We start from the raw sequence: 24,467 nt of genomic DNA on the forward strand, positions 1-24,467 counted from the left end.
ATCCGGTCAGGCAGGGAGGTCAGTCAGGGATGTGTCCACACCTCGAATACTGGCCGGTGATGAGCCGAACTGCCGCTGCGGCCAACCCGAGCGGTGATTTACTGGGTGGCCAGTAAATCCCGGGCGGGGGAGTCAGCCGGCTGGGTGGCCAGCATCTGCCAAACTGTGCTGGCTAAGGTGGACCGGGCTTCAGCACTGGTCAAGGCAGTGGCGCTAAGGAGCTCGTTGACGAAGTCCCGCTCAAGCTGTGCCGAAAGCTGGGCTAGGTTGTCTAGGGACCCCTCCGGCAAATCGTAGGCCAGCTGACGCAGGTCGGAACAATCCTCTGCGAAAACCGTCCGGATCGCGGCCAATCGGTCATTTAAATCGCGACGTTCGGCTTCGATCGACGTGGCTGCTTCACTGTCCCCGCGGGCCGCCTGCAATTGCAACACATAATCCAGTGCGTAGCCACGATCCAAGGCGCGCGCGGCACGAACCGGGGCGGTATCAACCTCTGCTGACATAGGTTGACCTGGCTCCAATAGGGCCGGGTTGCTCAAGCAACTCAGTGGCGCGGCGCCCATCGTGGGGTCAGCTGCGTCCTGCGGGCTCGCGCTGCTAGGAATAGTGAATTCAAGCTCATCGGTCTGCGGATCTTCGGCGAGAATCACCGCGCGGGCTTCCAGGCTGGTCGCGAAGGCCACCCGAACAATCAACGAAGCAGCTTCGCCGTCCAACTGTGCAGCGACCGGCTGCTCATTGAGCGCCAGAACTTCATTCGCTAATGCCTTGGTCGCCTCGTCGGACTCGGGGCTGGGTGATACCTGGCCGGTGGACGCCGTGCGGACTTCGCCCAGCAATGCTGCCCCATTGGCCAGTGACTCATGCAAAGCCTGCAGTTGCTCAGCCGATTGTTCGTGAGCGTGCTGACTGAGTGCTTCGGCACGTCCGGCGAGATCCGCTAAACGAGTACCGTACTGCCAGAGTGCGAACTGCTCGGCGGAGGAACCACGAATTTCTTCGGGTAAACCACGCTCTTCTAAAGCATCACGAAAGACCGTCACACCTAAGGTCCACACAAGGGCGATAACACCCAGAACTATCAAGACGGACGTCAACCACGCCGGATATTTGGAACGTGAAACGGATGAGGAATTGTTCATGGCACTCATGATCATTTCACGATTCCCCACCTTTGAGCTGCAAGGCGATGGCTGTGGCACAGATCTTCGTGAGTTCCTTCACCTAGAGGGCTAAACTCGTATCCAGGCTTGGCCCGATAGCGTTACGCTTAGAGGTACAACAACGAATAACGTGGGAGGATATCCATGACCGGCAAGCCGGCCGATACCGAACAAGAAGCAAAGCGGTTGATGACCGTGCTGCACAAGGACGTTGAATCCCACGGGCTGGTTCTCGAAGACATTACTCTTCGGCCAGCGGGCAAACAGCAGATCCTGCAGATTACCGTCGACTTGCCAACCGGCACCGCCAGTGTCAATCTCGACCAGCTCGGAGAAGTTACCGAGACTATCTCCAAAGTCCTGGATGCAGACGCGGTCTATGCCAATGCCGCTCCCTATGAACTTGAAGTGAGCTCCCCGGGGCTCTCGCGTCCTTTGACCGAGGCACGCCATTGGGTACGCGCCCAGTCTCGACTCGTAAAGTTCTCGCTTACCGATGGCAGCAAGCTGCGCGGTCGGATCGTCGAGGTGGCCCAAGACGAGGTCTCCATCGAGCTGCACCATGAGGCACCGAAGAAGGGCATGAAAGAAAAAATTGACCCTGCCCGCAGCTTCGCCCTAGCCGACATTCGCAAAGCGGTGGTTGATGTTGAATTCAACCGTTCCGACGACGAACTAGAGATCATCGACTTAGAAAACCCGGAGGACTGAGCATGGACATCGATATGGATGCACTGCGCACCTTGGAAAAAAGCCGCGACATTCCGATGGATGTCTTGATCAACACCATCGAATCCGCGCTGCTGTTGGCCTACAACAAAACCGATGGTGCCATGCCTAATGCTCGCGCGCAGATCGAACGCCGTACCGGACACGTGAGCATCATGGTTGAAGACTATGACGAACACGGTGTGCTGTTGGGCGAATTCGACGACACTCCGCTGGGCTTCGGCCGAATTGCCGCGTCCACCGCTCGTCAGGTGATCATGCAGCGTCTGCGTGAAGCCGAAGATGATCAGGTGGTCGGCGAATACCGGGATCGGGTGGGCGGTCTGATTTCCGGAACCATCCAACAGGGCCACAGCGCCCACATGATTCAGGTGAACATCGGTGAAGTGGAAGCTCTGCTTCCGCCCCCGGAGCAGGTTCCCGGTGAAAAGTACAAGCACGGCGAACGCTTACGTGCCTTCGTCGTTTCGGCCGAGCGTGGCCCTAAGGGTCCGGCGATCACCATTTCGCGTTCGCACCCGTCGCTGGTCCGAAAGCTTTTCGAAATGGAAGTTCCGGAAATCGCTGACGGCGTTGTGGTAATCGAGGCTTTGGCTCGTGAAGCCGGACACCGCACCAAGATTGCGGTTCACGCCACCCAAGCCGGGGTTAACGCCAAGGGCGCGTGCATCGGTGAAATGGGAACGCGTGTGCGTGCAGTGATGAATGAACTGAATGACGAGAAGATCGACATTGTCGACTATGACACCAATCCGGTGAAGTTCATCGCCTCGGCACTATCACCCTCGAAGGTGCTCTCGGTTGAGATCCTCAGCGAAGATGAGCGCCGGGCGCGGGTTATTGTTCCCGATTCACAGCTGTCCTTGGCGATCGGCAAGGAAGGGCAGAACGCTCGTCTGGCTGCCAAACTCACCGGCTGGCGGATCGATATCATCGCCGAATCCGGCGGTAAGGAACCGCGGTACTAGGTCTAATGACGCGCCTTGGCGTACGTGATAGTTAGCTCACACGAACGCCGAGGCATAAACGCGCTAGACTAGTAGTTGGCTCTTTTGAAGAATATGTGAAGGTGGGATATCTCAGCGCATGAAGCTGCAACAGCAACGCACATGTATGGGATGCCGCATCACAACGTCTAAGGAAGAGCTTATTCGCTGGGTGGTAGAACAAACCGCACCACAACCACAGGTTCGACTGGACTTCACCGGTCGGGCTCACGGACGTGGTGCCTGGACCCACCCGGTATCAAAGTGTGTGCAACAAACGGTACACCGCAAGGGGTTCGCCCGTGCATTTCGCGCGGCGGTGGACACCGGTGCGGTGTTACAGGATTTTGCGGCATACGAAGATCGTCTGGCACCGAGCCAGCGAACTGGCAGAGATAAGGAAAGCGGGTCAGAAATCTGATGGCTACCCGATGAGTCCGCAACGATGAGCGCCAAACGATGAGCAATCAGTTTTGCGTCTTCCACCTTGCGGCGGAAAACAACGACGAATTTTTATCCTGATCTGCCGAAACCCCATTTCCCCTGTGATATGGAGTGTCGGTTGATCACACTGACACAGGAGAGATGTGGCAAAACTCCGCGTTCACGAGCTCGCTAAAGAGCTCGGAATCACTTCTAAAGATGCATTGAATAAATTGCAGGAAATGGGCGAATTCGTTCGTTCAGCTTCCTCCACTGTGGAACCACCGGTAGTGCGCAAGCTGCGCGATGCCTTTGGTGGCTCGACGGCTGCCCCGGCTAAGGCTCCGGCAGCACGCCCGGCAGCACCTGCGGCGCCGACCGCAACCCCCAAGGCCGGTTCCGCACCAAAGCCCGGAGCCGCTGCTCCGAAGCCAAACCCAGCACCAAAGCCAGCGCAGAAGCCTGCTTCCGAAGCGCCAGCGGCCCCAGCCGCACCGGCTGCACCGGCCGCTAAGGCTCCTGCTGCCCCGGCCGCTAAGGCTCCTGCTGCCCCGGCACCGGGCGGACCAAAGCCAGGTCCTAAGCCGGCTCCCAAGCCAGCTGCTGGTCCACGTCCAGGTAACAACCCCTTCGCTTCGCAGCAAGGGATGCGTTCGGGCGATGCCCCGGCACCACGTCCCGGTGGCGGCCAGCGCGGTCCCCGTCCGGGTGGCCCACGTCCAGGTAACAACCCCTTCGCTTCGCAGCAGGGGATGCGTACCGGTGACGGCCGCGGTCCACGCCCCGAGGGTGGCCGCGGGCCACGTCCCGGTGGTGCCCCACGTCCAGGCCGCGATGCTCAGGGCGGCGCACCACGTCCACCACGCCCAGCAGGTCAGGGCGGTCCCCGTCCGGCAGCGGGCCAGGGCGGTCCACGCCCAACCGCGGGTCAGGGCGGTCCACGCCCAGCCAGCCCACGCACCCCATCGGGTGCTAAGGCCACTCCGGGCATGATGCCTAACCGCACCGAACGTCCGGCTCCGGCTGGCGCCGGACGCCCAGGCGGCGGCGGTGCAGGTCGCGGTCGTCCAGGTGCCGGTGGCGGCGCTGGTGCCGGCGGCGGTACCGGTGGCGGTTTCCGTCCAGGTGCTCCACGTGGTCGCGGCGGCGTTGGCGGTGCCTTCGGTCGCGGTGGCGGCGGACGCGGCAAGCAGCGCAAGTCGAAGCGCGCGAAGCGCCAGGAATTGGAGCAGATGAGTGCTCCGTCGCTGGGCGGCGTGAATGTTCCACGCGGCAACGGTGACACCGAGATTCGCATGCGCCGTGGCGCAACCATCACCGATTTCGCTGACAAGATCGGCGCAAACCCGGCCGCACTGGTGACCGTACTGTTCCACCTTGGTGAAATGGCTACCGCAACCCAGTCGCTGGATGAAGCGACCTTCGAGGTCCTCGGTGAGGAACTTGGCTACAAGGTTTCGGTTGTTTCCCCAGAGGACGAGGACCGCGAACTCCTTGAAGGTTTCGGTCTGGATCTGGAAGCCGAGCTTGAGGCCGAAGGTGAGGACGTGCTCGAAGAGCGCGCCCCAGTGATCACCATTATGGGTCACGTTGACCACGGTAAGACTCGACTGCTCGATGCGATCCGTAAGTCCAACGTGATCGAGGGCGAGCACGGTGGTATTACCCAGCACATCGGTGCCTACCAGATCGTTCACGAGCATGAGGGCCGCGATCGTGCGATGACCTTCATCGATACCCCGGGTCACGAGGCGTTCACCGCCATGCGTGCCCGTGGTGCCAAGGTCACCGACCTGGCCGTGCTGGTGGTTGCCGCTGATGACGGTGTCATGCCTCAGACGGTGGAAGCTTTGAACCACGCCCAGTCGGCCGGTGTGCCGATTATCGTGGCCGTCAACAAGGTTGATAAACCAGCCGCGAACCCTGACAAGGTCAAGGGCCAGCTTGCCGAGTACGGTCTGGTACCCGAGGAATACGGTGGCGACACCATGTTCGTGCACGTTTCTGCATTGCAGAAGGTGGGTATCGATGACTTGCTGGACGCCCTGTTGCTCACCGCCGACGCTGGCATGGAACTGACCGCTAACCCGGACAAGTCCGCTCGTGGTGTGGCCATTGAAGCGAACCTGGATAAGGGTCGCGGCGCCGTGGCTACCGTGCTGGTTCAGTCCGGTACGCTCTGCGTGGGTGACACCATGGTTGTGGGCACCGCTCACGGCCGTGTGCGTGCCATGTTCAACGAGAACGGTGAGAACTTGGACGTGGCCCTGCCATCGCGTCCGGTTCAGGTGCTGGGTCTGTCTTCCGTGCCACGCGCCGGTGACAGCTTCTTGGTCACCGAAGATGAGCGCACCGCTCGTCAGATCGCTGACAAGCGCGAAGCCGCCGAGCGTAACGCCCTGCTGGCCAAGCGTCGCAAGCGCATCACCCTGGAAGACTTCGACCAGGCTGTGGCCGAGGGCAAGATCGATACCCTGAACCTGATCCTCAAGGGCGACGTCTCCGGTGCTGTCGAAGCACTGGAAGACTCGCTGATGAAGATCGACGTAGGCGAGGAAGTTCAGCTGCGCGTTATTCACCGCGGCGTGGGTGCCATCACCCAGAACGACGTCAACTTGGCCACCGTGGACAACGCCATCATCATTGGCTTCAACGTCCGCCCGGCCGAGCGTGTGGCAGAAATGGCCGACAAGGAAGGCGTGGACATGCGCTTCTACTCGGTCATCTACGGTGCCATCGACGATATCGAGTCGGCGCTCAAGGGTATGCTCAAGCCAATCTACGAAGAAGTCGCTTTGGGTACCGCAGAAGTCCGTCAGGTCTTCCGCTCCTCGAAGTTCGGCAACATCGCTGGTTCGCTTATCCGTAACGGAAGCGTCAAGCGTAACTCCAAGGCTCGCCTGGTGCGTGATGGAGCCGTGGTGGCTGAGAACCTGGCCATCGATTCGCTGCGTCGTGAAAAGGACGATGTCACCGAGGTCCGCGAGGGCTTCGAATGTGGTATCGGTCTGGGATCGTTCAACGACATCAAGGAAGGCGACCTCATCGAGACCTTCGAGATGCGCGAAAAGCCGCGCGACTAAGGTATCGAGGAAGTACACCTCTCGTGTGGGCGCGCCCCGGAAGCTTATACTTCCGGTGTGCGCCCATGCGCCTTTTGACTCAAAGACTCATTAAAGGAGTAGTTCATGGCTGACTCAGCCCGTGCCGCCCGGCTGGCCCAACGTGTCAAGGTGCTTATGGCCCAGTCGCTGCGCACCGTGATCAAGGACGAGCGGATTGACAATGTCACCGTAACCGATGCTCGGGTAACCAATGACCTGCAGCACGCCACCGTGTACTACACGGTCTTCGGTGAAGCCGAGCTGAAGGAAGAAGTGGCTCAGATTCTCGCCAAGCGCACTGGTGCGCTGCGCAAGGAGCTGGGGCGCAACCTCACCATCCGCTTGACCCCCACTTTGGAATTTGTGGCGGATGAAATCCCGGAAAGCGCCTCACATCTCGATGAGCTGCTGGCCAAGGCCCGTGAAAAGGACGCCGAAGTTGCGGCCCTTCGCGAAGGTAAAGCCCACGCCGGGGACGCTGACCCGTACAAGAAGGACGAGGACGACGAGGACTAATTACTAGTCCACTGAGTCACGTGTGAAAAACTGCTAAGGACCGACTTCGAAATGAAGTCGGTCCTTAGCAGTTTAAGAGCTCAAGGCGAATCCTCGGTCGATTACCCCGCCGACTCTTCGTCATCCTCCGCGGGGAAGAGGCTCTCATCAACAAATTCGTCCACGAGTTCTTGGTGAGCTTCAACCGTCGTTACCCCCGCGTAAATGCCTGTCTGCCGGTACACCGGCGCATATACGGTATAGGCGGCAGGGGGTAGTTGTGTGATGTCATTTCGGAGCACTGTTTGTAGCCTAGGGTGTGCAGATTGGTGGTGGGCTTGAGCCGCCATGTCTACGCCTTTCCCTGGTTCCGCTCTGTCGCCGCTTGGCCTGCGTTGGGAGGACTCAGTATAGCGCCGTCAGGCATACGCCATGCCTTAGCAGTAAGTTCTCATCTCGATTACGTGCCATAGTCCCGGCTGCCCCAGCCCCAATGCTTGGCTCCACGGGCAATGTCAGCACAACAGCACGGCGGGCCACGCCAGAACGAGCACGCTGCGGTGAACCCATGCGTTTGCGGCAAGAAAAGTGATCTTAGTACCCTGCCTCCAGCGAAGCACGCCGATCACACTTCACTGGATGACACCACGGGAATTAGGAATTATCCGCGAGCCAGCTACGCAGTGAGAACGATCGAAAAAACTCCAAGGGAAAGTAAATCTGCCGTCCCACCGCAGAGTCTGTGTTGGATGTGTCGCGGAACATCGGTCTCTCTTCGACGAATTCACCTTCACGCATGGCATTTACCGAACCTGTACCAAGTCTGAGCAGGCGGGTAGAGCGTGCTCAGCACATGACTGGCGTCACGCCAGCTCAAAGATGAGAAACATCTATACTGGAAGGCGTGAGTAAAGCCGGGCAAAACACTGAAGAGCAGGCCTCGGGCCTGGTACTAGTCGACAAAGATCAGGGTATGACCTCCCATGATGTGGTGGGTCGCATTCGGCGACTGGCCGGTACACGGAAAGTCGGTCACGCCGGAACCCTAGATCCGATGGCCACCGGTGTCTTAGTCATCGGTGTTAACAAGGCCACCCGACTGCTGACCTACATTGTCGGCCACGACAAAACCTACACCGCCACCATTCGTTTAGGGCAAAGCACCGTTACCGATGATGCCGAAGGTGAGATCCTCCAAGAACGGATTGCGGCCGCGGTGACCGACGCGGACATTGAACGCGAAGTGGCTAAACTACGCGGCGAGATCGAGCAGGTACCCAGCCAGGTTTCGGCTATCAAAGTTGACGGGAAGCGCTCCTACGCCCGGGTACGTGCCGGCGAACAAGTTGAGCTCAAAGCCCGGCCGGTGACTATCAGCCGCTTTCAGATCCACGAGGTACGCCGCGAATCGGCCGGAAAAGTGCTCGACGTTGATGTCACCGTTTCCTGCAGTTCCGGCACCTATATTCGAGCCTTAGCTCGCGACCTAGGCGAAGCTTTGAATGTGGGAGGACACCTGACGGCGCTGCGTCGCACCGAGGTTGGTCCCTACACGATTTCCCAAGCCAAGAAGCTGGCCGAGTTGGCCGAAGAATTTTCCATGCTGCCACTGGATCGGGCCGCCGCCGCACTCTTCCCGAATCGCACGGTGAGTGTCGATGAGGCCGTGGAACTCTCCTTCGGGCGCACTATCGCTGCCTCCGGCACGGTCATGGACAACCCGAACAATGAACTTGTAGCCGCCTTTGCCCCCAACGGTACGCTGGTTGCTTTACTGAAAGACCAAGCGGATAAAGCCCGCGCCCAACTTGTTTTCACCGCCAAGTGATGCTCGGCCAACTGTGTAGCGAAAGGGCTAGCGCCTGTGATTATTGTTGACGGATTCTTTATTGCCGGTGCCATCATTTGTGCTGTGGCCGCGCTACTGGGGTTGATCGCCACCATCATCCGCACCTACCCGGATGACTTCGCACTGATTGCGACCGGGCTGTCTTGGGTTTACCTGCTGGTGTACGGTATTGCCGCTGGAGTGCGGCAAGCCGGTGGGGAAGTGGTGACCGGGGAGGTTTGGGAATTCTGGGGATATTTCATTACGGCGCTGATCATCCCCCCGATCGCCTTCTTTTGGGCGATCAGTGACAAGAGCCGCTGGGCGAATGCGGTGCTGACTGCCAGCGCGCTGATCGTTTTCGTCATGATTTTCCGTATGGAGCAGATCTGGGATGCAGGAGTAATGGCATGATTCAAAAACAGCGTACCTCTCGAATCGTCGATGCCGCGGCTCGGCGCAAACCACAGCGCGCCGCCAAGCCTGGCCGTTCGACTGGCCTAGGCCGAATCATTATCGCCGTCTATGGGGTGCTGGCGCTGTCGGCCACCATTCGCGCGCTCTACCAGATGTTTTTCCGCGACTTCTCCGAAGCTGCCTTAGCCTACAGCCTGTCGCTCGTCGCCGGTCTGGTTTATATTTTGGCCACACTCTGCCTTGCTTCATCCAAACCGCGGGCTTGGTACCTGTCCTTGTACGCGGTGGTGTTTGAGTTTGTGGGTGTCCTTGTCGTAGGGACCTTGTCGTTCACTCACTCGGAACTTTTCGGTCATGACGCGGTCTGGAGCTACTTCGGCCAGGGCTATGGTTATGTGCCGTTGGTGCTCCCAATAGTGGGGCTGTGGTGGCTCTACCGTAACCGAGATGAACGTCTGAGCGTTTAAACGTGTAAGAATTGCTGAGGCAACACATTATTGCCATAGATCACACCTAAGGAGCATTGTGCACTATTGGAAGGGCCTCGAGGCGGTCCCGGCAGCTGTTGGGCCCACCGTGGTGACCATTGGTAACTTCGATGGTGTCCATCGCGGACACTGCGAAGTGCTGGAACAGGTGGTTCAGCGCGCCAATGAACTCGACGCGAAATCGGTGGCGATCACCTTTGATCCGCACCCGGCGTTGGTGCACCGCCCGGATAACCCACCCGAACTCATTATGGGTCTGGCAGATCGGATCGATCTGCTGGCTGCGGTGGGTTTGGACGCAGTGCTGATGATCCATTACACCCTTGAATTTGCGCAGAGTACCGCGGAAGAGTTTGTGCGCCAGATTTTCGTGGAAAAGCTCGGAGCCGTTGCCGTGGTGATCGGCCACGATGTGCGTTTCGGCCAAGGTAATTCCGGGGACTTCGAGCTCATGCAGGAACTGGGTAAAAAGTACGGTTTCGAAGTCATCGGGGTAGAGGACGTGGGGGACAAGCGTCGGCTGTCCTCGACCTGGGTGCGCGAAGAACTTGCCGCCGGGAACGTTGAGGCGGCCGCTAAAATTCTTGGACGCCCACACCGGATGCGCGGAGAAGTGGTTCATGGTGCCGCTCGCGGCCGCGAATTGGGTTTCCCCACCGCCAACCTTGCCTCCGACGCCTCGGGAATTATTCCGGCCGACGGCGTGTACGCTGGCTGGTTGGTGGATGAAGCTCTGGTGCGCTGGCCCGCCGCGATTTCCGTGGGCTCCAACCCGACCTTCGACGGTGTCTCTCGGGTCGTGGAATCTCACGTGATCGATCGACCCACCGAGGACTTTGGCGACTTTGACCTCTACGGCCAGCAGGTCGTGGTTGAATTCGTGAAGCATCTGCGGCCCATGGTTGCCTATCGCGGCATCGAAGCCTTGGTCGATCAGATGAATGAAGACGTGGAACAAACTCGAAGCGTGCTTGCCAAGCAGGTCTAACGGTGTCAGAGATTCCTTCACTGCCGCAACGCGCCTTTACCGTCAACGCGCAGCGCCGGAGCGACATGGCCACGGCCTATCAAACGGACGCCAAGGACTATGACAAGATCCGTCCCGCTTATCCGAATGCGGCACTCGACTTCGCCCTAGCGCATCAGCCGAAGCAGGCTGTAGACATCGGCTGTGGTTCAGGGATCTTCACCGAACAGCTGGTCTCTCGTGGCCTGATGGTGACGGCCGTTGATCCGTCTCAGGATATGCTCGACGTGCTCCACAGCCGACTACCGACAGTAGCTACTGTGTGCGCTGGAGCCGAAGACACTGGGCTGGCAGCACAGAGTGTCCAACTCATTAGCTGTGCTCAAGCGTGGCATTGGGTGGATCCTGAGCTAGCGAGTGTGGAAGCGGCACGACTGCTCGAAGATGATGGCTGGTTAGTGTTGCTGTGGAACCAGCTGGATGTAGCGGTTGACTGGGTGCACCGCCTGGCGCGGATTATGCATGCCGGTGATGTGCACCGGCCGGATCACGTCCCGCCATTGGGTAAACAGTTCAGGATACCGGAGCAGGGACTGTGGCACTGGACGATGCCCTTAGACCTGGCAGAAATCATCGAGCTGACCAAGAGTCGCAGCTACTACCGAAAATCCAGTGATGCCACCCGCGCCAAGGTGGAAGCAAACCTGCGCTGGTACTGGGGCGAACACTTAGGACATGTAGCTACTGCGAAAGTGGACGTGCCCTATCTCACCCATGCTTGGAGGGCGCGCAAACGCCCTCGTAGGTGATAGCATTAACGCTGGCTTACGCTGCAGTCCGCGGTTGCGCGAGCTATGCCCGGGTTAGTTTTCGGGCAAGAATTTGTTATCGCGGTCCAACTCTAGGAGTTTGTTATGGCATTGGATGCCGCTATTAAGAACGAAATCATCAAGGCTTACGCCACCCACGAGGGTGACACCGGTTCGCCTGAGGTTCAGATTGCTGTGATGTCCCGTCGCATTTCGGATCTGACCGAGCACCTGAAGATGCACAAGCATGATCACCACACCCGCCGTGGCCTGATGGCTCTGGTTGGTCGTCGTCGTCGTATGCTCGGCTACCTGAAGAACACCGACATCGAGCGCTACCGTGCGCTGATCGAACGTCTGGGACTGCGTAAGTAGTTCCTTCTCGGTTTGGAAATCCCCGGCGCCGCCGTGGGTGAGTCAATGAACGTTGACGAGCCTATTGCGGTGTCGGGGATTTCTGTTTTAACCGGTGGCGCTTTAAGCGCTTTTGCAAGATAACTTCCCGACCTCCCTTCCAGAGTGGGCGCGCGCATCATTCAATCCCTAGCCCGAGAAATTCGGCTTGCTGTAGGGTGAACACAACATGTTGCATTTGGGAGGGGAGCGGGCTCATGAATGATGCTGACGCTGTCACACAGACTACAACTGTTCCACTGAATAAACTCTCGGTGCTTGCCTTCGCATGCGCGGTGGTAGCCCTGGCCGCACTGGTGTTTCTGGGGCTCAGCGCCACCGCTGTATTCGCCGTGGGATGCGGGCACTTAGCGCTGCAGCAACTGTCAACGGGCCAGCAACGCGGACACCTTCTGGCCAGACTGGCACTAGTGGCGGGTTACGGCATCGGTATTTTCGCGTTGCTGAGCGCCGCCGGATTACTGCTTTGGCGCTGAGCAAGCTTCACCGAGACTCGAACAACAGAAAACTACGCCGGTAGTGGATCTGACATCGAGGCTGTGCACATAATCCTGAAGATCCTTTCGGCGGAGGAGGGGTGGTTTAGAGATAGATCTTCATTGATAGTTCACCGGAACTTGCCGCGCTAAACGATGTAGCATTAACTAGTTTGTCCAAAGGTTAGTGTAAAGTCGAATGCGACATCATCACTCCATGAGAAAGCGAGAAGTCCGTGAAGGCGCTCTTCGATTTAGAATTCCGAAAGTTTGTCACCCCGACCATTATCAAGATTATTTATGTCTTGATCATGGCCCTGCTGGGTGTTGGTTACATTGCTTCCGTGATTGCGGCATTCCAAGCCAGCAGCGGGTTCGGCATTTTTGTGCTGCTGATCCTTGGGCCACTCTTCGTGCTCATTTACCTGGCACTGGCACGCGCTGGCCTTGAATCGCTGATCGCGCAGATCCGCACCGCAGAGAATACCGCGGAGCTAGTTCGCCTCGCCGGCGGAAACACTCCGGGTCCGGTGAGCGATCAGGGCGGCCCAGTTCCACCAGCTAATCCGTACCAGCCGTAGCGGCCTTCAGCAGTGCGCCAGCCGAAAGGTTGGCGCGCTGTCGTATTTAATCGGTGAAATTTCAAGGCGACGCCCGCTGGATCGGCGAAGCAATTAATTGCCCACAGTCTGCCGAATATCGTTGTGCGGAATTTCAATATCGTTTTTGTGAACGTAAAGGGATATGGTTGGAGAAGCCATCACACAAATTCAGGGAAAGTGAGCAACCATGTCCCAGCCTGTTATTGCGCGCCAGCTCTTCGGACCAGGCCCCTGCAACCCCTATCCCGAAGCCACGGCAGCGCTCGGGTTGCCGTTATTGGGTCACCTAGACCCCGAATTCATTGCACGGATGGACCGGGTGGCTCAAGGGTTGCGCACACTTTGGGGTACGAACAATGCTCGGACCCTTCCGCTGAGCGCCACCGGTTCTGCCGGCATGGAGGCTGCCTTCGTCAATACCGTCACGCCGGGCGACGTGGCAGTCATCGCGGTCAATGGCTTATTTGGTGAGCGCATGTGCGAGGTCGCCGCACGCGTGGGCGCCGAGGTAATTCGGGTTGATCATGAATACGGCACGCCAATCGATGCCGAACGTGTTGCTGCGGCCCACCCCAATCCCACGGTCATTGCCGGTGTACATGCTGAAACAAGTACCGGTGTCGTATCCGACATTGCTGCCTTGGGCGCCATTAAGGGCGATGCCCTACTGATCACCGACGCGGTGACCTCCATCGGCGGGATGCCGGTCTTGGCCGACGAGTGGGGAATCGACATTGGATACGCCGGGACCCAGAAGTGCATCGGTGTAGCTCCCGGGCTGGCACCCTTCACGATCTCGGACCGGGCATTCGAGCGCCGGGTCAAGAAGCCCACGTCCTGGTATCTCGACTTGGGGCTGCTCGGTGGTTACACAACTGGCGGCAGTGGTGGTGGACGTACTTATCACCACACCGCACCGGTGGCGATGGTGGCTTCACTGGAAGCTGGTATTGATCGGATTCTGGCCGAAGGTCTGGATGCGGTGACCACGCGCCATCAGGACGCGGGTAAATCGTTGCAGGATGGCATTCAGGAGATGGGCCTTGAGCTCTTTGCCCAGGAAGGTTACCGACTGCCACAGCTGACCACCGTCAAGGTGCCCGAAGGCGTGGATTCGGCCAAAGTCCGCGGCTACCTGCTGGATCGTTTCAACATCGAAATCGGTGGAGGCGTCGGACAGTACGCAAACACCGTATGGCGTATTGGGCTGATGGGTCCGAACGCTAACCCGGCTTCCGTAGCCTTGATTTTGTCATCGCTCAAGGAAGCCATAGACAAAGCCTAGTTATCGCAGCGAAGAGGCGATCCTGCATGCAGGATCGCCTCTTCGCTCCATGCTCAGCACATACCGGGATGGAACCTGACCTCGCACCGCCTCAGATTTCTCGATGTGCAGGTCACTGCTGAGTTCAACAAAGCCACCCAAGAAATCCCGGTATTTTTGACAGTGACTTATGGCTTCCCAGAGTCTCTAGACTCACGCAAAGCCTGAGCATCGTGTTGCTCTTCGTCCTTTTCTTGGTGGATCATTTCGGCGAAGAGCTTTTCCATTTCCTTGGCAACGCCTCCGGCCGAAGCGGGGTTCTGACCGGTGATGAGTCGATCAGAGACAATCACATTCTCGGTGAAGTTCTCAGCGGGAATATGTGTAGCACCGTTCTCCACAAGCCGGTCCGCCAATAAGAACGGAACTATTTTTTCCTTGCCAACGGCGATTTCCTCATCATTAGTAAAGGCAGCTACTTCACGCCCGGAGAGCAGGTGCACACCATTGGCGAGCCGAACATTGAGCAACCCGGCAGGGCCATGGCAGACAGCACCAACTAAGCCACCGCGGTCATAAATGTTGGCCACTAGCTGTTGCAGTCCTTCACTCTCGGGGAAGTCCCACATTGTGCCGTGACCACCTACCAGATAGATGCCATCGTATTGCTCGGGATCAACGACGTCCACGCGTGCAGTGTTAAAGAGTCCAGCCCGGGTGGTTTCATCCTGAGTAAAGGCGACCTGGATGGGGTCATCACTATCCACGGTGTCCTGTGGTGGTTGTCCTCCAGCAATGGATGCGAAGTCCACAAAGTGGCCTGAGTCCCGGAACACTTTCCACGGGTGGGCGGCTTCGGCCACGTTGTAGCCGGTCTCCTCGCCAGTATCGGCTAGTTCGGAAACGCTGGTCAGTACCATGAGTATTTTCTTCACGGTTTACTCCTTTCATCCGGTTCACGCCAGCCTAACGGCGGCAGATAGCGAAATATGGGCAATGGTGGGGATTCACTGGAAACGTTGATAGAACTCGGACAACCCTTGTGGATTGGGTGAGGTCATTAACTTCAGGCCGCTGCGTTCTGAGCGAAGCAGCGAGCACAGCTTGCCGGTACCCAACCGGTGGCTTAATGCTGAGCTAGGATCGAACTATGCGACGTGCACGGACACTTGGAGCAACCGACCCCGGTCGGCGTAACGTGGCGCATCACTGGGTGCCACCGATTGCGCCGAATATTCCCACCCTGATTCTCATCGCTCGAAGCCTGAAACACCCGTCAAGGACAGTCCGCGTACTCGCCGAGCTTCACTTCACTGGTCCAAAAGCCGCGGTAAACGGCGCTGATTCGGTGCGATGATGACTGGCATGAAAAACCCCGTCCGCGGAATCGGATACGACGCCGGTGTCATCTATGACCATGATTTTGACTCCCGACCGCATTGGAACCCCACCCAAACGAGGAATGATTTGCGAGTTATCCGTCAGGAGTTGGGCTGCGACAGTGTACTGGTGATGGCCACCGACATTGACCGCCTCATCGACACCTCCCGGCTGGCCCGCGAGGAGGGTCTTAATGTGTGGGTCCAACCACGACTTTTTGACGCAGATCGAGACGTCATCAGCGAGTATCTAGGTAAAGTTGCCGAACGAGCCGAAGCACTACGGATGAGCCATGGAGAGATCTACTTGAACATCGGCTGTGAGCTGAGTTTGTCTGCCCGCGGATTTACTCCAGGCAAGACATTCTCAGCACGTGGTTCGCTCTTGCCCCTCTTCTCGGTGTTTCTCCCGGTGATCAATGTTCGTCTACGGGCCTACTTACGCCAGCTCGTCCACACTGTGCGTACCCGTTTCAATGGTCCGATTAGTTATGGCGCAGGTGAATGGGAACGGCCAGACTGGTCACTTTTTGATGTGGTCGGGCTCGATGCGTATCGTGATGCAACCAATGCGTGGCGGTTTGCGCCAGCAATAAGAAATCTTGTGGCAAAGCATCATCGGCAGGGGCGGCCCGTATACATTTTTGAGTTCGGTACCTGCAGCTACGTGGGCGCGGCCGAAAACGCTTCGCAGGCTTCCGGGATTCTCAAGGAGGGACCAGCGGGACTTCGCGTGCCGCGCAGCGCCACCCGAGATGAACAGGTACAAGCCCGGTACCTCGAAGAGATGTTTGAAATCTTCACTGAAGCCGTGGTGGACGGAACCTTCGTGTGGGGATTTAGTGAACCTCAACTAATTCGTTCCACGCAGCCGGGGCAAGATCTAGATTTGGCCAGCTACGGGGTCGTGGCGCCCGCGCCAGATGGCTCGTGGACACCCAAAGCCGCCTTTCACACGGTGGCTAGAAAGTACCGGGACAGCGAATGACTCCACTATCTGAGCAGCCGAACCGAAACAGCACGCTTGGGTTTCTTGCCCGACTTCTTTTACCGCTCATCATCTTGGGGGCCGCACTCTTCGCGTTCGGCAGTATCCTTACCGTAGTTGACCCGGGTGAGCCGGGGACCTTGCTATCTCGCAGTGCGGCGGGAGTACTGCTCTCACTTTTCGCCATACTCTTAGCCACCAGTCGGTTCGCTGAATCGGCTGGCGGGCCGAACCAAAGCCTTGGAAGAATCCGCTTTCACGGTGCGGGTCGAGGGCTCGGCCTGGGCGTAGCGCTATGGCTGACTCCGGCAGCCGTGGTCTTCATTGTGCTGGGCATGTTCGGTAGTCCGCTACAGTTTGTCGGATCCGTTGCTGAGATCTTGCTGGTTGGGGCGCTGGTGGCTTTGGCGGTATTGCTCAGTGAGGCTTTGCCGGAAGAGCTGGTGTTTCGTGGACAGCTAATGAACGTGCTCAGCGAGAAGTTCACGGGTTGGTGGATTATTTTGATTCAAGCCGGATTGTTTACGCTTTTCGCGCTCGCACTTCGCGGGTGGACTGGATTTGCAGATTTATCGCTCTTTGTAGGTATGGGAATCGGTCTGGGCTATATCCGTGTGATTACCGGTTCGGTCTGGGTCGCGATTGGATTCCACGCGGCGTTCCAAACGGGGTCTCAGCTCCTACTGACTCATGAGGTCGCAAGTTTTGACGGGTCACAGACCCTGAACATGATGGCCTTAGGAGCCGTGCCTTTCGCCTTCGCCGCGATCTTTGTAGCATTATGTGCTCCCAAATACCCGAGACTGTTTACTGCAACCAAGCGTCCGTAGTTTAACCATCACGCGACGGGGGAGCAGGGACTTGATCAGGCCGGTTATCCGAGCTGAGCTTTAGCGGTTGCGCGATGTGCCGAGGAAGATGGAAATATGCTCATGAAACTCACCGTATTGACGGCGACGCAGTGACCGCCACGTACCGGCCACACCATCTCGCTTTGGCTCATGGGGTAGAAATCAAACGCAGTGACCACCGAAATCTTTGACAGGATCGACGGCTTGTGGCGCGGCCGTGGTTGCCAGATGCACTTTTTCGACCCGAAAGCCAAGTTCTTCTGCTCGTGGTTCAACGGCGAAGGTTTAGTATCAGAGTGTCGCTGGCTAATAGTATGCTTGATTGAAATCTCAATGATATTGAGATTTCAATCAAACTCGGAAAAAGTCCTTCCATGCGGTTGACAAAAATGAGGGGAAACGTTGAACGCCAGAGTACTAGCAAGTTTTGCGCTAACTATCACCGCAACATTAGCGCTGACATCGTGCGCGTCAGACGGGGCTTCAGAAAGTCGCACTGATAAAGGCGGGTTCGCTTCGACTGTATGTAATGTCATTGATTCCGCAACAATTTTTTCTCTATCCTCATGCACCACCAGTGAAGTTTCTTCCTCTCATTTATCAAATCTAGATGTGGACATTGAAAAGCTGCCCGAGGTGGTCAACGAGGAATCATTTTTGAAGTCCTCAGGAAATACCCAAGACTTGGGAGCGCAAACCGTAGTAGATGGAAAGATTGGTCAACAACTTGTTAATGGGCGAGTCTCGTTAACTGTTGTCAAAGCCGAAATTGTTGATTCCGTTCCGATGAACAGGTCGGGTTATGTAGAGGAAGAGTTCATGGTGATCACACACGACAAGCCAAGCAAAGGCGCAAAGTTTGTCAGGGTCGACACGCTGATCAAAAACACGGGTGATACGTCCATGGATCTTACTTGCGATTGGGTGATCGAAAATAAACTCCTCGACTCGGAAAATCGAGCCTTCGATCCGATTGATGAGCTTTACCTGTTATTAGACAACCCGCAATGTAATGTCAAACTCCAACCGGGACTTGAAACCGACATGAGTTACGTTTACATGATCCCTGAGAGCGCATCGGTCGAAACGTTCTCCTTCAGAGATACCTCGAATAAGTCTAACGAGGTTTTCACCAACGCTTCATTGCGATGAGCTCGGTGGGACGAGGAAATAAGACAATCCATAGTCCGAATTTCCATTTTGATGCTCGTAACTGCGGAACTAGGCTTCGTATTTCATCAATCTGGCAACCGGCCAAGCTTAAAATATGTAAAGGCTAACGAAACTGGAAAAATAGTGGTTTCTAATCATCCTTGGTTCTTGTTCAAAGACGATGGACTGAAACTTATGCCCTATCTTCCGTCGACAGCGATTGCTTACATTTTAATTTCACCAATATCGAATTGTGCGTAAACTGATAATTGCTTTCATAATCACCAAGGAGTACGAACATGCTGAACCCGCTCGACCTCGGCTCAACTGGATCACCTCAAGCAGAGAGACCACTGGAATTGGTACCACCAACTCCTCCCGCAGAGGTGGAGGTGCACACTCCAGAGAAGGTCGGCGGATTCATCCTCGTAGACGAAGAAACCCAAGAAAAACATGCGGAAACGGCCAATAAATTTCTAGATGATTTGCTCACATCTGATCCGCATAGTCCAGAGTTCCAAACTAAGTTGGAGCAGCTCGTTCGCTTGGGCGAAGGGACGATGCATGAAACTAATGCAGCTTCCAATCGTATGATGCAGAGACCTGCAGCAGCGTTGGCAGCCACAGGCAGCGATCCTGCCTCCCGCACAGGGAAAACTCTGGTGGAACTCCGTCAAATTATCACTGAGTTAGATCCTAAACGTCATGATTTGACAGGAGCCAAACGCTTTTTACGTTTCATGCCGGGTGGCAGCGCGATACAGCGATACTTTATGAAGTACGAGACAGCGCAGGAACAGCTTGATGCAATAACGAAGGCGCTCAAAGGCGGGCAAGACGAGCTTCGCCAAGACAATGCTGCTATTCAGACGGAACGAGACGGGCTTTGGGTAGCGATGGGGCAGCTAGCTAACTATGCTGTACTAGCCAACCACCTGGGAAATGGTCTAGAACAACGCATCATCGTTCTACGCAATGCTGGCAAGTCCGATGACGCAACGGCGCTCGAAGCTGATGCGCTGTTCTACGTGCGCCAGCGTCACCAAGACTTGCTTACGCAGTTGGCTGTGTCGATCCAAGGGTATCTGGCACTTGATGTTGTTAGGAAGAATAATTCTGAACTGATCAAGGGCGTTGACCGCGCCTTAGACACCACTCTGGCAGCACTGCGCGTTGCTGTTATTGTTGCTCAAGCGTTGGCTCAGCAAAAGATCGTCCTGTCGCAAATCGATGCACTCAACTCGACTACATCTGATTTGATTGTTGCGACTTCAGAACTTCTTCGTTCGCAAGGGACGGCGATCCAAGCTCAAGCATCACGTTCCACCATTGATCCGTCCAAGTTACAACAGGCATTCGATAACATTTATCAAGCCATGGACGAGATCGACAGGTTTAAGATTGAAGCAACGAAGTCGATGAAGCAAACTGTCCATATAATGGAAGGGCAAGTTGCGAAAGCGCACCACCAAATTCAGCGAAGCCGTGCTTCGGACGCAACCGGTTCTTTTAAAGGAAGGGCATAGAATTGTCCCGTCTTACGGCACCTAATCTGGTCAAAATAGGACTGGCCGTTCTATTTTTCCCCTTTATTGCTTTACTCGTACTTTTGATTGGTATCGGTGCGAAGAACAAAAAAGTTATCATCGAGGGAACGGTTTACGCGGTTTTATTCTTCGCCGCGCTTTCAATTACGGGTGATGTTTCCGCTTTCGCAGGTCTAGGGAGCATGGTCTTTTCTGCCGTACGCTCGTACATGCTCCGCGATCTTTGGTTGCCTCTACGAAATCGGAAATCGAGTGTCAAAAATCAGCCCAATGCTGCTTTAGTGACCCTACCGACTTCGATTCAAGAGCCGGATACTGCGCTACCGTCGTTCAGTCCAGTGAAGAGTTCATTGGCATCGGCAATTTCTGCTGTCAGTGCAGAAGCAAAGATGAATAAGCACCGACTTCCCGGTGATACCTACGTGACTATCTTGGAGACATGCCAACTATTGGATGCTGTTGTAGATGCTGAGGAACAGCAGCCTGGGTCCGATGCTCGTTTTGAGTACGAGCTGTCCGCGCTCACCAAAGAGTATCTTCCGGCAGTCCTTCAAGGGTATCTAGCTATACCACCGAGCCTAGTTCAAGATCGACAGCCAAATGGGAAGAGCTCCAATGATGAACTGGCCGAACAGCTAGAGCTTCTCCACGCGCAAGCAGAAAAGTTACATGCCGTGCGGTACCGTCAGTCCTCCGTCGACTTGACGACTACGGGGAACTTCCTACGTGAACGGTTCAGTCACCATGTAAAGGATGGATTCGACTTCGGAATCAAGTAAGTCGCTTGATCTAGAATTGCTGTAAAAAGTTATTCTAGATCAAAGCGCAATGTTTGATGCCTTTATTCTCCTAGTTTAATTCACTCCTTTGTTCTTAATTTCTGCTAGTAGGATGCGCTGCCATGACGTGCCCGGGGTTTGTGAACGGTAGTATTTTCCCGCAGATTTCAAGTTACGGGTGGATTGGAAGCTAGATCCTCAGTGGGGACCTCCTCCGGCGGCTGGTATGTGGGAGGCAATAAAGAAGATGATAGTTCGGTCAAACAGCCGCCGGCGTATACGCAGAATCCATATCTTTACATGTACGTCATGCCTCCTTCGCCTATTGGAACCTCCCCAACTGGTTCACTGTCAACATATGCTATGGCCAACCATTCTGGATCAGTCTAAAAACACCAAAGAAGATGAGTAAAGGTGTTAGATCGGGCTTGGTGCAGCTGCCGTTCTGGTTATTTTTGCGTTTGCCAGTGCCTTAGCCGGTGTAAACGAACAACCCACTAGCTCGCCTGAATCATCTACCACCATATTGAATAGCCCGCAGTCAGTTGCGGAAAGTGCAACTTCTGCGAATCGTGCGGAAGACGATCAAGTTGCGCAAGAAGCCGAGTCCAGGGCCGCCGCCGAAGCGTCAGGGCTCTGTATATCGGGTGAAAATTAATGCGACACTCACAAGCCTTTAACTCGGTACCGCAACACCCGGTCAGTCCCCGGGAACACCGTCCCCGTCTCCGTCAGCCGCTCACATAACCTAGCTAACGCCCGGGTATCCCGGCCGGTACCCATCGGGTCAAGCACCACCTCCAAAAAGCCCTCCCGCCGCGGATCGATATCCCCGGTGACGCTGAGCGCCTGCCGGATAAAGTTATGGGTTTCATTCTGTGCGGCTGAGTACCCGGTTTGGGTGCGGACCTCGGTCGCTAGGATCATCGAAATGTTGTACGCGGCCATCCGGAACGCGTGTAACAACTGTTTCAACTCGGTATCTAACACCACCTGCCCCGGACTGACCTCACCTAACGGGAGCCGGGCCGGGATCTTCTGGTACGCCGCATTCGCTTTGGCTAATTGCTTCTCGAGCTTGATCACCGGGGCGTTAACATCATTGAGCATCTTATTAGTCACTAACAAGGTTTCTCCCGGCTGCGGGGTACTTAACGCGACTTCTTGGGCTTGCACCACCCCCACCAACCCATTCAGCTGCGCCGCGAGCACATCACGCTTCCGCTTCGCTTGCTCCTTCGCCGGATTCGGCACACTCCGCCGAGCATCATCAGCCACTGCCTGGTACGTATCATGAGCATCCAGGGCGAAGTGTTCCCGGGCGAACCGGAAATAATTCTCATGCCGCCACCGCCGACTCATCACATGCAACAACTCAGCCGCCGGGGCCTGCGTGTTACTGGTCAGCAAATGAATCTGTCGGGTGTCATCCCCGGTGGCTTCTTGGGTATGTTTCCCGGCCGCCACGATCCGGCTGATCTGCCGCATCGGCACCAGCGTAGGATTCTTCACTGACCCGTACGTCAGGTTCACCCGGGTGTCAGCGACCTGCCCATACGTTGTGGTCACACCCCACCGATCCGTATATTCACATTCGGCGAACAGGTCCTGGTTGACTGGTTCGATCTCACCTTTGCGCCAGGTCAACGGGTCAAGCCCGGCCTCGATCAGATGCTCAAAGAGCTGCGGGGACCACCCTTCCCGGTCAAAACCGATCAACACCCGCCGTTGATCACCAATCATCTCCCGCAACGTCGGGGTCAGCCGGCGCAGTTCGCTCACCAAGGACGAGTTCGGTTCAGCCATCACCATAAAGATCGGGGCCCCGTTCCCGTCAGCGACCCAGGTCTCCATGGTGGCGGGGGTGGGGAACTTCAACCGGGTCGAGTACTGTTTGCCCGTCTTCTTCTTCCCTTGGTAGGAGCGCACGTGCCCATCCACGTACACCACCAACCCCAGATCTTCACTCCCACCGCTCGCGTCTTTCGTCGGTGCCGTGCTCCCGCCTGGCTCCGTACCGGAATCTTGGCGGGCCTGCCTCGTATCGGTGTCTTGGCTGGTGTTGAGGGTGTTGACCAGACCGGCCAGGTGGTGACGACCTAACGCTTCAAGCAACGCCCCGGCCAGGCCTTGGGAGGCCAGTTCCTGATGTTTCCGGCGGACCGTGCGCACTTGAGGGGCCCGGTCCATGCCCAGGATCCGGCCGAACCCGACCGGGTCCAACCGGGCAGCACCCTCAGCCCGATGCTCCCCAGCAAGGGTGCGTAACACGGTTTCCAGGATCATGGTGTCTAACCCGTAAAACCCGGGCTTCAGCGACCCATACACCTGGTGTATGCAACCGCGTAACCCGGTGGCTTCCAAGGCTGGTAAAGCTAAGAGCAGGCCAGCGTACGGGACACGAGCTGCCGGGGTGAACACCGGGGTAGCTTCCCCCAGCCCGCCAATACTTGCTTCCATCCGGTGCGTGGTGCGTGGTTCCGGGTCCGCGAGTAACGGTAAGGGTTCCTGCGCCGGTAACACCCCAACCCCCACACCAGCCTCAGCCTCCTTACCAGTGGCCGGCTGGGATGCGGTTGGTGCTGGCGAAACCGGTGCTTGCCCGGTCACCGGGTCCAGGCTCATAGCTCGGCGCACACTGAATTCAGATACCCCGGCCTGCTCGGCCGCGGCACGGTTCGATAACCCGGCAGCTTTCAACTCATGAATCCGAACAATCAGTGCAGGGCTGAGCTTTGAGTTGCCTTGCGGGCCTCGTTTCTCCACCAAGAGTCCGGCCACACCTTGAACAGCGACCAGGGCTTTCCACCGCCAGAGGGTGCCCACAGAGACACCGAAAGCCGAAGCAATGATCCCGGCTCGTGCCGCGTGTAAATTCAGCAGGTTCACGGCCGCGAAACGGCGGCTCTCTTGATCTGCGGCTTCCCACACGTGGGTGAGCTGACCATAGATGAAGACCTGCCCACCGTCAGTGTCTTCGATCAGCTGGGCGGCAGCACCGATCAAGGTCCCGGATCCGGTAGGTGCGATAGCAAGGGGTGGTTGCGTGCTCATCAAACCCATTCTTCCACCACACCAAAACAACCCGAATCGTCTTAATAATTATATTTCAGAGATTGGGTGATTAAAAGGGTTTTGTGGGTTCTTTTCAGCGGTTTTCCGGGGATCTTCGAAGGCTACGGGAGCACCGATGTACAGAGCCCTGAGCGTAGGCCAAAGCTAAGCGGGAAGGGGAGGCGCAAGGGAGCCGAAGCTAGTGCGCGTGCCGAAGAAGAACGTGAAAAGGCTGAAGCCGGAACCGTTAGCCAGCAAAATGCATTGCGTACGGCGGAGAATTATCTATCCTTCACTGCTTTCTCTCGCGAAGGGCTCATCGACCAACTAGAGTTCGAGCAGTTCTCAAACGCTGATGCCACGTGGGCTGTCGACCGGTCGAAGTCGACTGGAATGAACAGGCCGCCAAATCCGCCGAAAATTACCTAAACTTCACATCGTTTTCCAAAGCGGGTTTAATCGATCAGTTGATCTTCGAAGGATTCACTCGAAAACAAGCTGAATTCGGGGTCAGCCAGACAGGTCTTTAATTGACGTTGCGAGGGGCGG

General features: G+C 56.7%; 25 protein-coding genes. 21 read left to right on the plus strand and 4 right to left on the minus strand.

What is annotated here, in order from left to right; genetic code table 11:
- Positions 1-98: 98 nt before the first annotated feature.
- Positions 99-1,145 (minus strand): hypothetical protein, encoded by a 1,047-nt coding sequence (locus ACQQZ8_RS04660; protein ID WP_431711524.1) that lies wholly within the window; start codon positions 1,143-1,145, stop codon positions 99-101.
- A 165-nt stretch (positions 1,146-1,310) separates the two neighbouring features.
- Here ACQQZ8_RS04660 and rimP point away from each other — a divergent pair, with 165 nt between their 5' ends.
- The 5 genes from rimP (at position 1,311) to rbfA (ending at position 6,924) form a co-directional block, all read left to right on the plus strand.
- The gene (gene rimP, locus ACQQZ8_RS04665; RefSeq protein ID WP_431711525.1) at positions 1,311-1,877 is read left to right on the plus strand and encodes a ribosome maturation factor RimP; all 567 of its coding nucleotides are present in this window, start codon (positions 1,311-1,313) and stop codon (positions 1,875-1,877) included.
- Positions 1,878-1,879: 2 nt separating this feature from the next.
- The gene (gene nusA, locus ACQQZ8_RS04670) at positions 1,880-2,863 is read left to right on the plus strand and encodes a transcription termination factor NusA (protein ID WP_431711526.1); all 984 of its coding nucleotides are present in this window, start codon (positions 1,880-1,882) and stop codon (positions 2,861-2,863) included.
- Between the two features lie 145 nt (positions 2,864-3,008).
- Positions 3,009-3,302: a YlxR family protein gene (locus tag ACQQZ8_RS04675; RefSeq protein ID WP_431712137.1), complete on the plus strand. Its 294-nt coding sequence runs from the start codon at positions 3,009-3,011 to the stop codon at positions 3,300-3,302.
- Positions 3,303-3,468: 166 nt separating this feature from the next.
- Entirely contained in the window at positions 3,469-6,387 is a 2,919-nt protein-coding gene (gene infB, locus ACQQZ8_RS04680) for a translation initiation factor IF-2 (protein WP_431711527.1), read from the plus strand.
- Positions 6,388-6,492: 105 nt separating this feature from the next.
- Entirely contained in the window at positions 6,493-6,924 is a 432-nt protein-coding gene (rbfA, locus tag ACQQZ8_RS04685; protein WP_431711528.1) for a 30S ribosome-binding factor RbfA, read from the plus strand.
- Between the two features lie 101 nt (positions 6,925-7,025).
- Here rbfA and ACQQZ8_RS04690 read toward each other — a convergent pair whose 3' ends face one another.
- The gene (locus tag ACQQZ8_RS04690; RefSeq protein WP_431711529.1) at positions 7,026-7,205 is read right to left on the minus strand and encodes a hypothetical protein; all 180 of its coding nucleotides are present in this window, start codon (positions 7,203-7,205) and stop codon (positions 7,026-7,028) included.
- Between the two features lie 671 nt (positions 7,206-7,876).
- Between ACQQZ8_RS04690 and truB the strand changes: the two genes are divergently transcribed.
- From truB to ACQQZ8_RS04735, 9 genes are all read left to right on the plus strand, one after another.
- Positions 7,877-8,731 carry a tRNA pseudouridine(55) synthase TruB gene (truB, locus tag ACQQZ8_RS04695; protein ID WP_431712138.1) on the plus strand — a complete coding sequence of 285 codons (855 nt, stop codon included), beginning with the start codon at positions 7,877-7,879 and terminating at the stop codon, positions 8,729-8,731.
- Positions 8,732-8,767: 36 nt separating this feature from the next.
- Entirely contained in the window at positions 8,768-9,145 is a 378-nt protein-coding gene (locus tag ACQQZ8_RS04700; RefSeq protein ID WP_431711530.1) for a hypothetical protein, read from the plus strand.
- Positions 9,142-9,615, plus strand: a complete 474-nt coding sequence (locus ACQQZ8_RS04705) for a hypothetical protein (protein WP_431711531.1) — start codon at positions 9,142-9,144, stop codon at positions 9,613-9,615. The genes ACQQZ8_RS04700 and ACQQZ8_RS04705 overlap by 4 nt, the downstream gene beginning before the upstream one ends.
- A 58-nt stretch (positions 9,616-9,673) precedes the next feature.
- The gene (locus tag ACQQZ8_RS04710; protein ID WP_431711532.1) at positions 9,674-10,624 is read left to right on the plus strand and encodes a bifunctional riboflavin kinase/FAD synthetase; all 951 of its coding nucleotides are present in this window, start codon (positions 9,674-9,676) and stop codon (positions 10,622-10,624) included.
- Between the two features lie 2 nt (positions 10,625-10,626).
- Positions 10,627-11,412 (plus strand): class I SAM-dependent methyltransferase, encoded by a 786-nt coding sequence (locus ACQQZ8_RS04715; RefSeq protein ID WP_431711533.1) that lies wholly within the window; start codon positions 10,627-10,629, stop codon positions 11,410-11,412.
- Between the two features lie 105 nt (positions 11,413-11,517).
- Entirely contained in the window at positions 11,518-11,787 is a 270-nt protein-coding gene (rpsO, locus tag ACQQZ8_RS04720) for a 30S ribosomal protein S15 (RefSeq protein WP_188949123.1), read from the plus strand.
- Between the two features lie 236 nt (positions 11,788-12,023).
- A complete protein-coding gene (locus ACQQZ8_RS04725; RefSeq protein WP_431711534.1) occupies positions 12,024-12,302 on the plus strand; it encodes a hypothetical protein in 279 nt (92 codons plus the stop codon).
- A gap of 236 nt (positions 12,303-12,538) precedes the next feature.
- The gene (locus ACQQZ8_RS04730) at positions 12,539-12,883 is read left to right on the plus strand and encodes a DUF4282 domain-containing protein (RefSeq protein ID WP_431711535.1); all 345 of its coding nucleotides are present in this window, start codon (positions 12,539-12,541) and stop codon (positions 12,881-12,883) included.
- A gap of 208 nt (positions 12,884-13,091) precedes the next feature.
- The gene (locus ACQQZ8_RS04735; RefSeq protein ID WP_431711536.1) at positions 13,092-14,189 is read left to right on the plus strand and encodes a pyridoxal-phosphate-dependent aminotransferase family protein; all 1,098 of its coding nucleotides are present in this window, start codon (positions 13,092-13,094) and stop codon (positions 14,187-14,189) included.
- 167 nt (positions 14,190-14,356) lie between these two features.
- Here ACQQZ8_RS04735 and ACQQZ8_RS04740 read toward each other — a convergent pair whose 3' ends face one another.
- Positions 14,357-15,103 carry a type 1 glutamine amidotransferase domain-containing protein gene (locus ACQQZ8_RS04740; RefSeq protein ID WP_431711537.1) on the minus strand — a complete coding sequence of 249 codons (747 nt, stop codon included), beginning with the start codon at positions 15,101-15,103 and terminating at the stop codon, positions 14,357-14,359.
- 430 nt (positions 15,104-15,533) lie between these two features.
- Here ACQQZ8_RS04740 and ACQQZ8_RS04745 point away from each other — a divergent pair, with 430 nt between their 5' ends.
- From ACQQZ8_RS04745 to ACQQZ8_RS04765, 5 genes are all read left to right on the plus strand, one after another.
- Complete coding sequence (locus ACQQZ8_RS04745) at positions 15,534-16,535, plus strand: glycoside hydrolase family 113 (RefSeq protein WP_431711538.1); 1,002 nt, start codon at positions 15,534-15,536, stop codon at positions 16,533-16,535.
- On the plus strand, positions 16,532-17,365 hold the full coding sequence (locus tag ACQQZ8_RS04750; RefSeq protein ID WP_431711539.1) for a CPBP family intramembrane glutamic endopeptidase: 834 nt from the start codon (positions 16,532-16,534) through the stop codon (positions 17,363-17,365). The genes ACQQZ8_RS04745 and ACQQZ8_RS04750 overlap by 4 nt, the downstream gene beginning before the upstream one ends.
- Before the next feature lie 633 nt (positions 17,366-17,998).
- Complete coding sequence (locus tag ACQQZ8_RS04755) at positions 17,999-18,538, plus strand: hypothetical protein (protein ID WP_431711540.1); 540 nt, start codon at positions 17,999-18,001, stop codon at positions 18,536-18,538.
- 299 nt (positions 18,539-18,837) lie between these two features.
- On the plus strand, positions 18,838-20,064 hold the full coding sequence (locus ACQQZ8_RS04760; RefSeq protein WP_431711541.1) for a toxic anion resistance protein: 1,227 nt from the start codon (positions 18,838-18,840) through the stop codon (positions 20,062-20,064).
- Between the two features lie 2 nt (positions 20,065-20,066).
- Positions 20,067-20,864, plus strand: a complete 798-nt coding sequence (locus ACQQZ8_RS04765) for a hypothetical protein (RefSeq protein WP_431711542.1) — start codon at positions 20,067-20,069, stop codon at positions 20,862-20,864.
- 666 nt (positions 20,865-21,530) lie between these two features.
- Here the strand turns inward: ACQQZ8_RS04765 and ACQQZ8_RS04770 are convergent.
- Complete coding sequence (locus ACQQZ8_RS04770; RefSeq protein WP_431711543.1) at positions 21,531-23,918, minus strand: putative transposase; 2,388 nt, start codon at positions 23,916-23,918, stop codon at positions 21,531-21,533.
- Between the two features lie 66 nt (positions 23,919-23,984).
- Here ACQQZ8_RS04770 and ACQQZ8_RS04775 point away from each other — a divergent pair, with 66 nt between their 5' ends.
- Complete coding sequence (locus ACQQZ8_RS04775; RefSeq protein ID WP_431711545.1) at positions 23,985-24,347, plus strand: Ltp family lipoprotein; 363 nt, start codon at positions 23,985-23,987, stop codon at positions 24,345-24,347.
- A complete protein-coding gene (locus ACQQZ8_RS04780) occupies positions 24,281-24,448 on the plus strand; it encodes an Ltp family lipoprotein (RefSeq protein WP_431711546.1) in 168 nt (55 codons plus the stop codon). The genes ACQQZ8_RS04775 and ACQQZ8_RS04780 overlap by 67 nt, the downstream gene beginning before the upstream one ends.
- Positions 24,449-24,467: the final 19 nt, after the last annotated feature.

The sequence above is a fragment of the Glutamicibacter uratoxydans genome, from assembly GCF_050753455.1.
GTDB classification, from domain to species: Bacteria; Actinomycetota; Actinomycetes; order Actinomycetales; family Micrococcaceae; genus Glutamicibacter; species Glutamicibacter uratoxydans_A.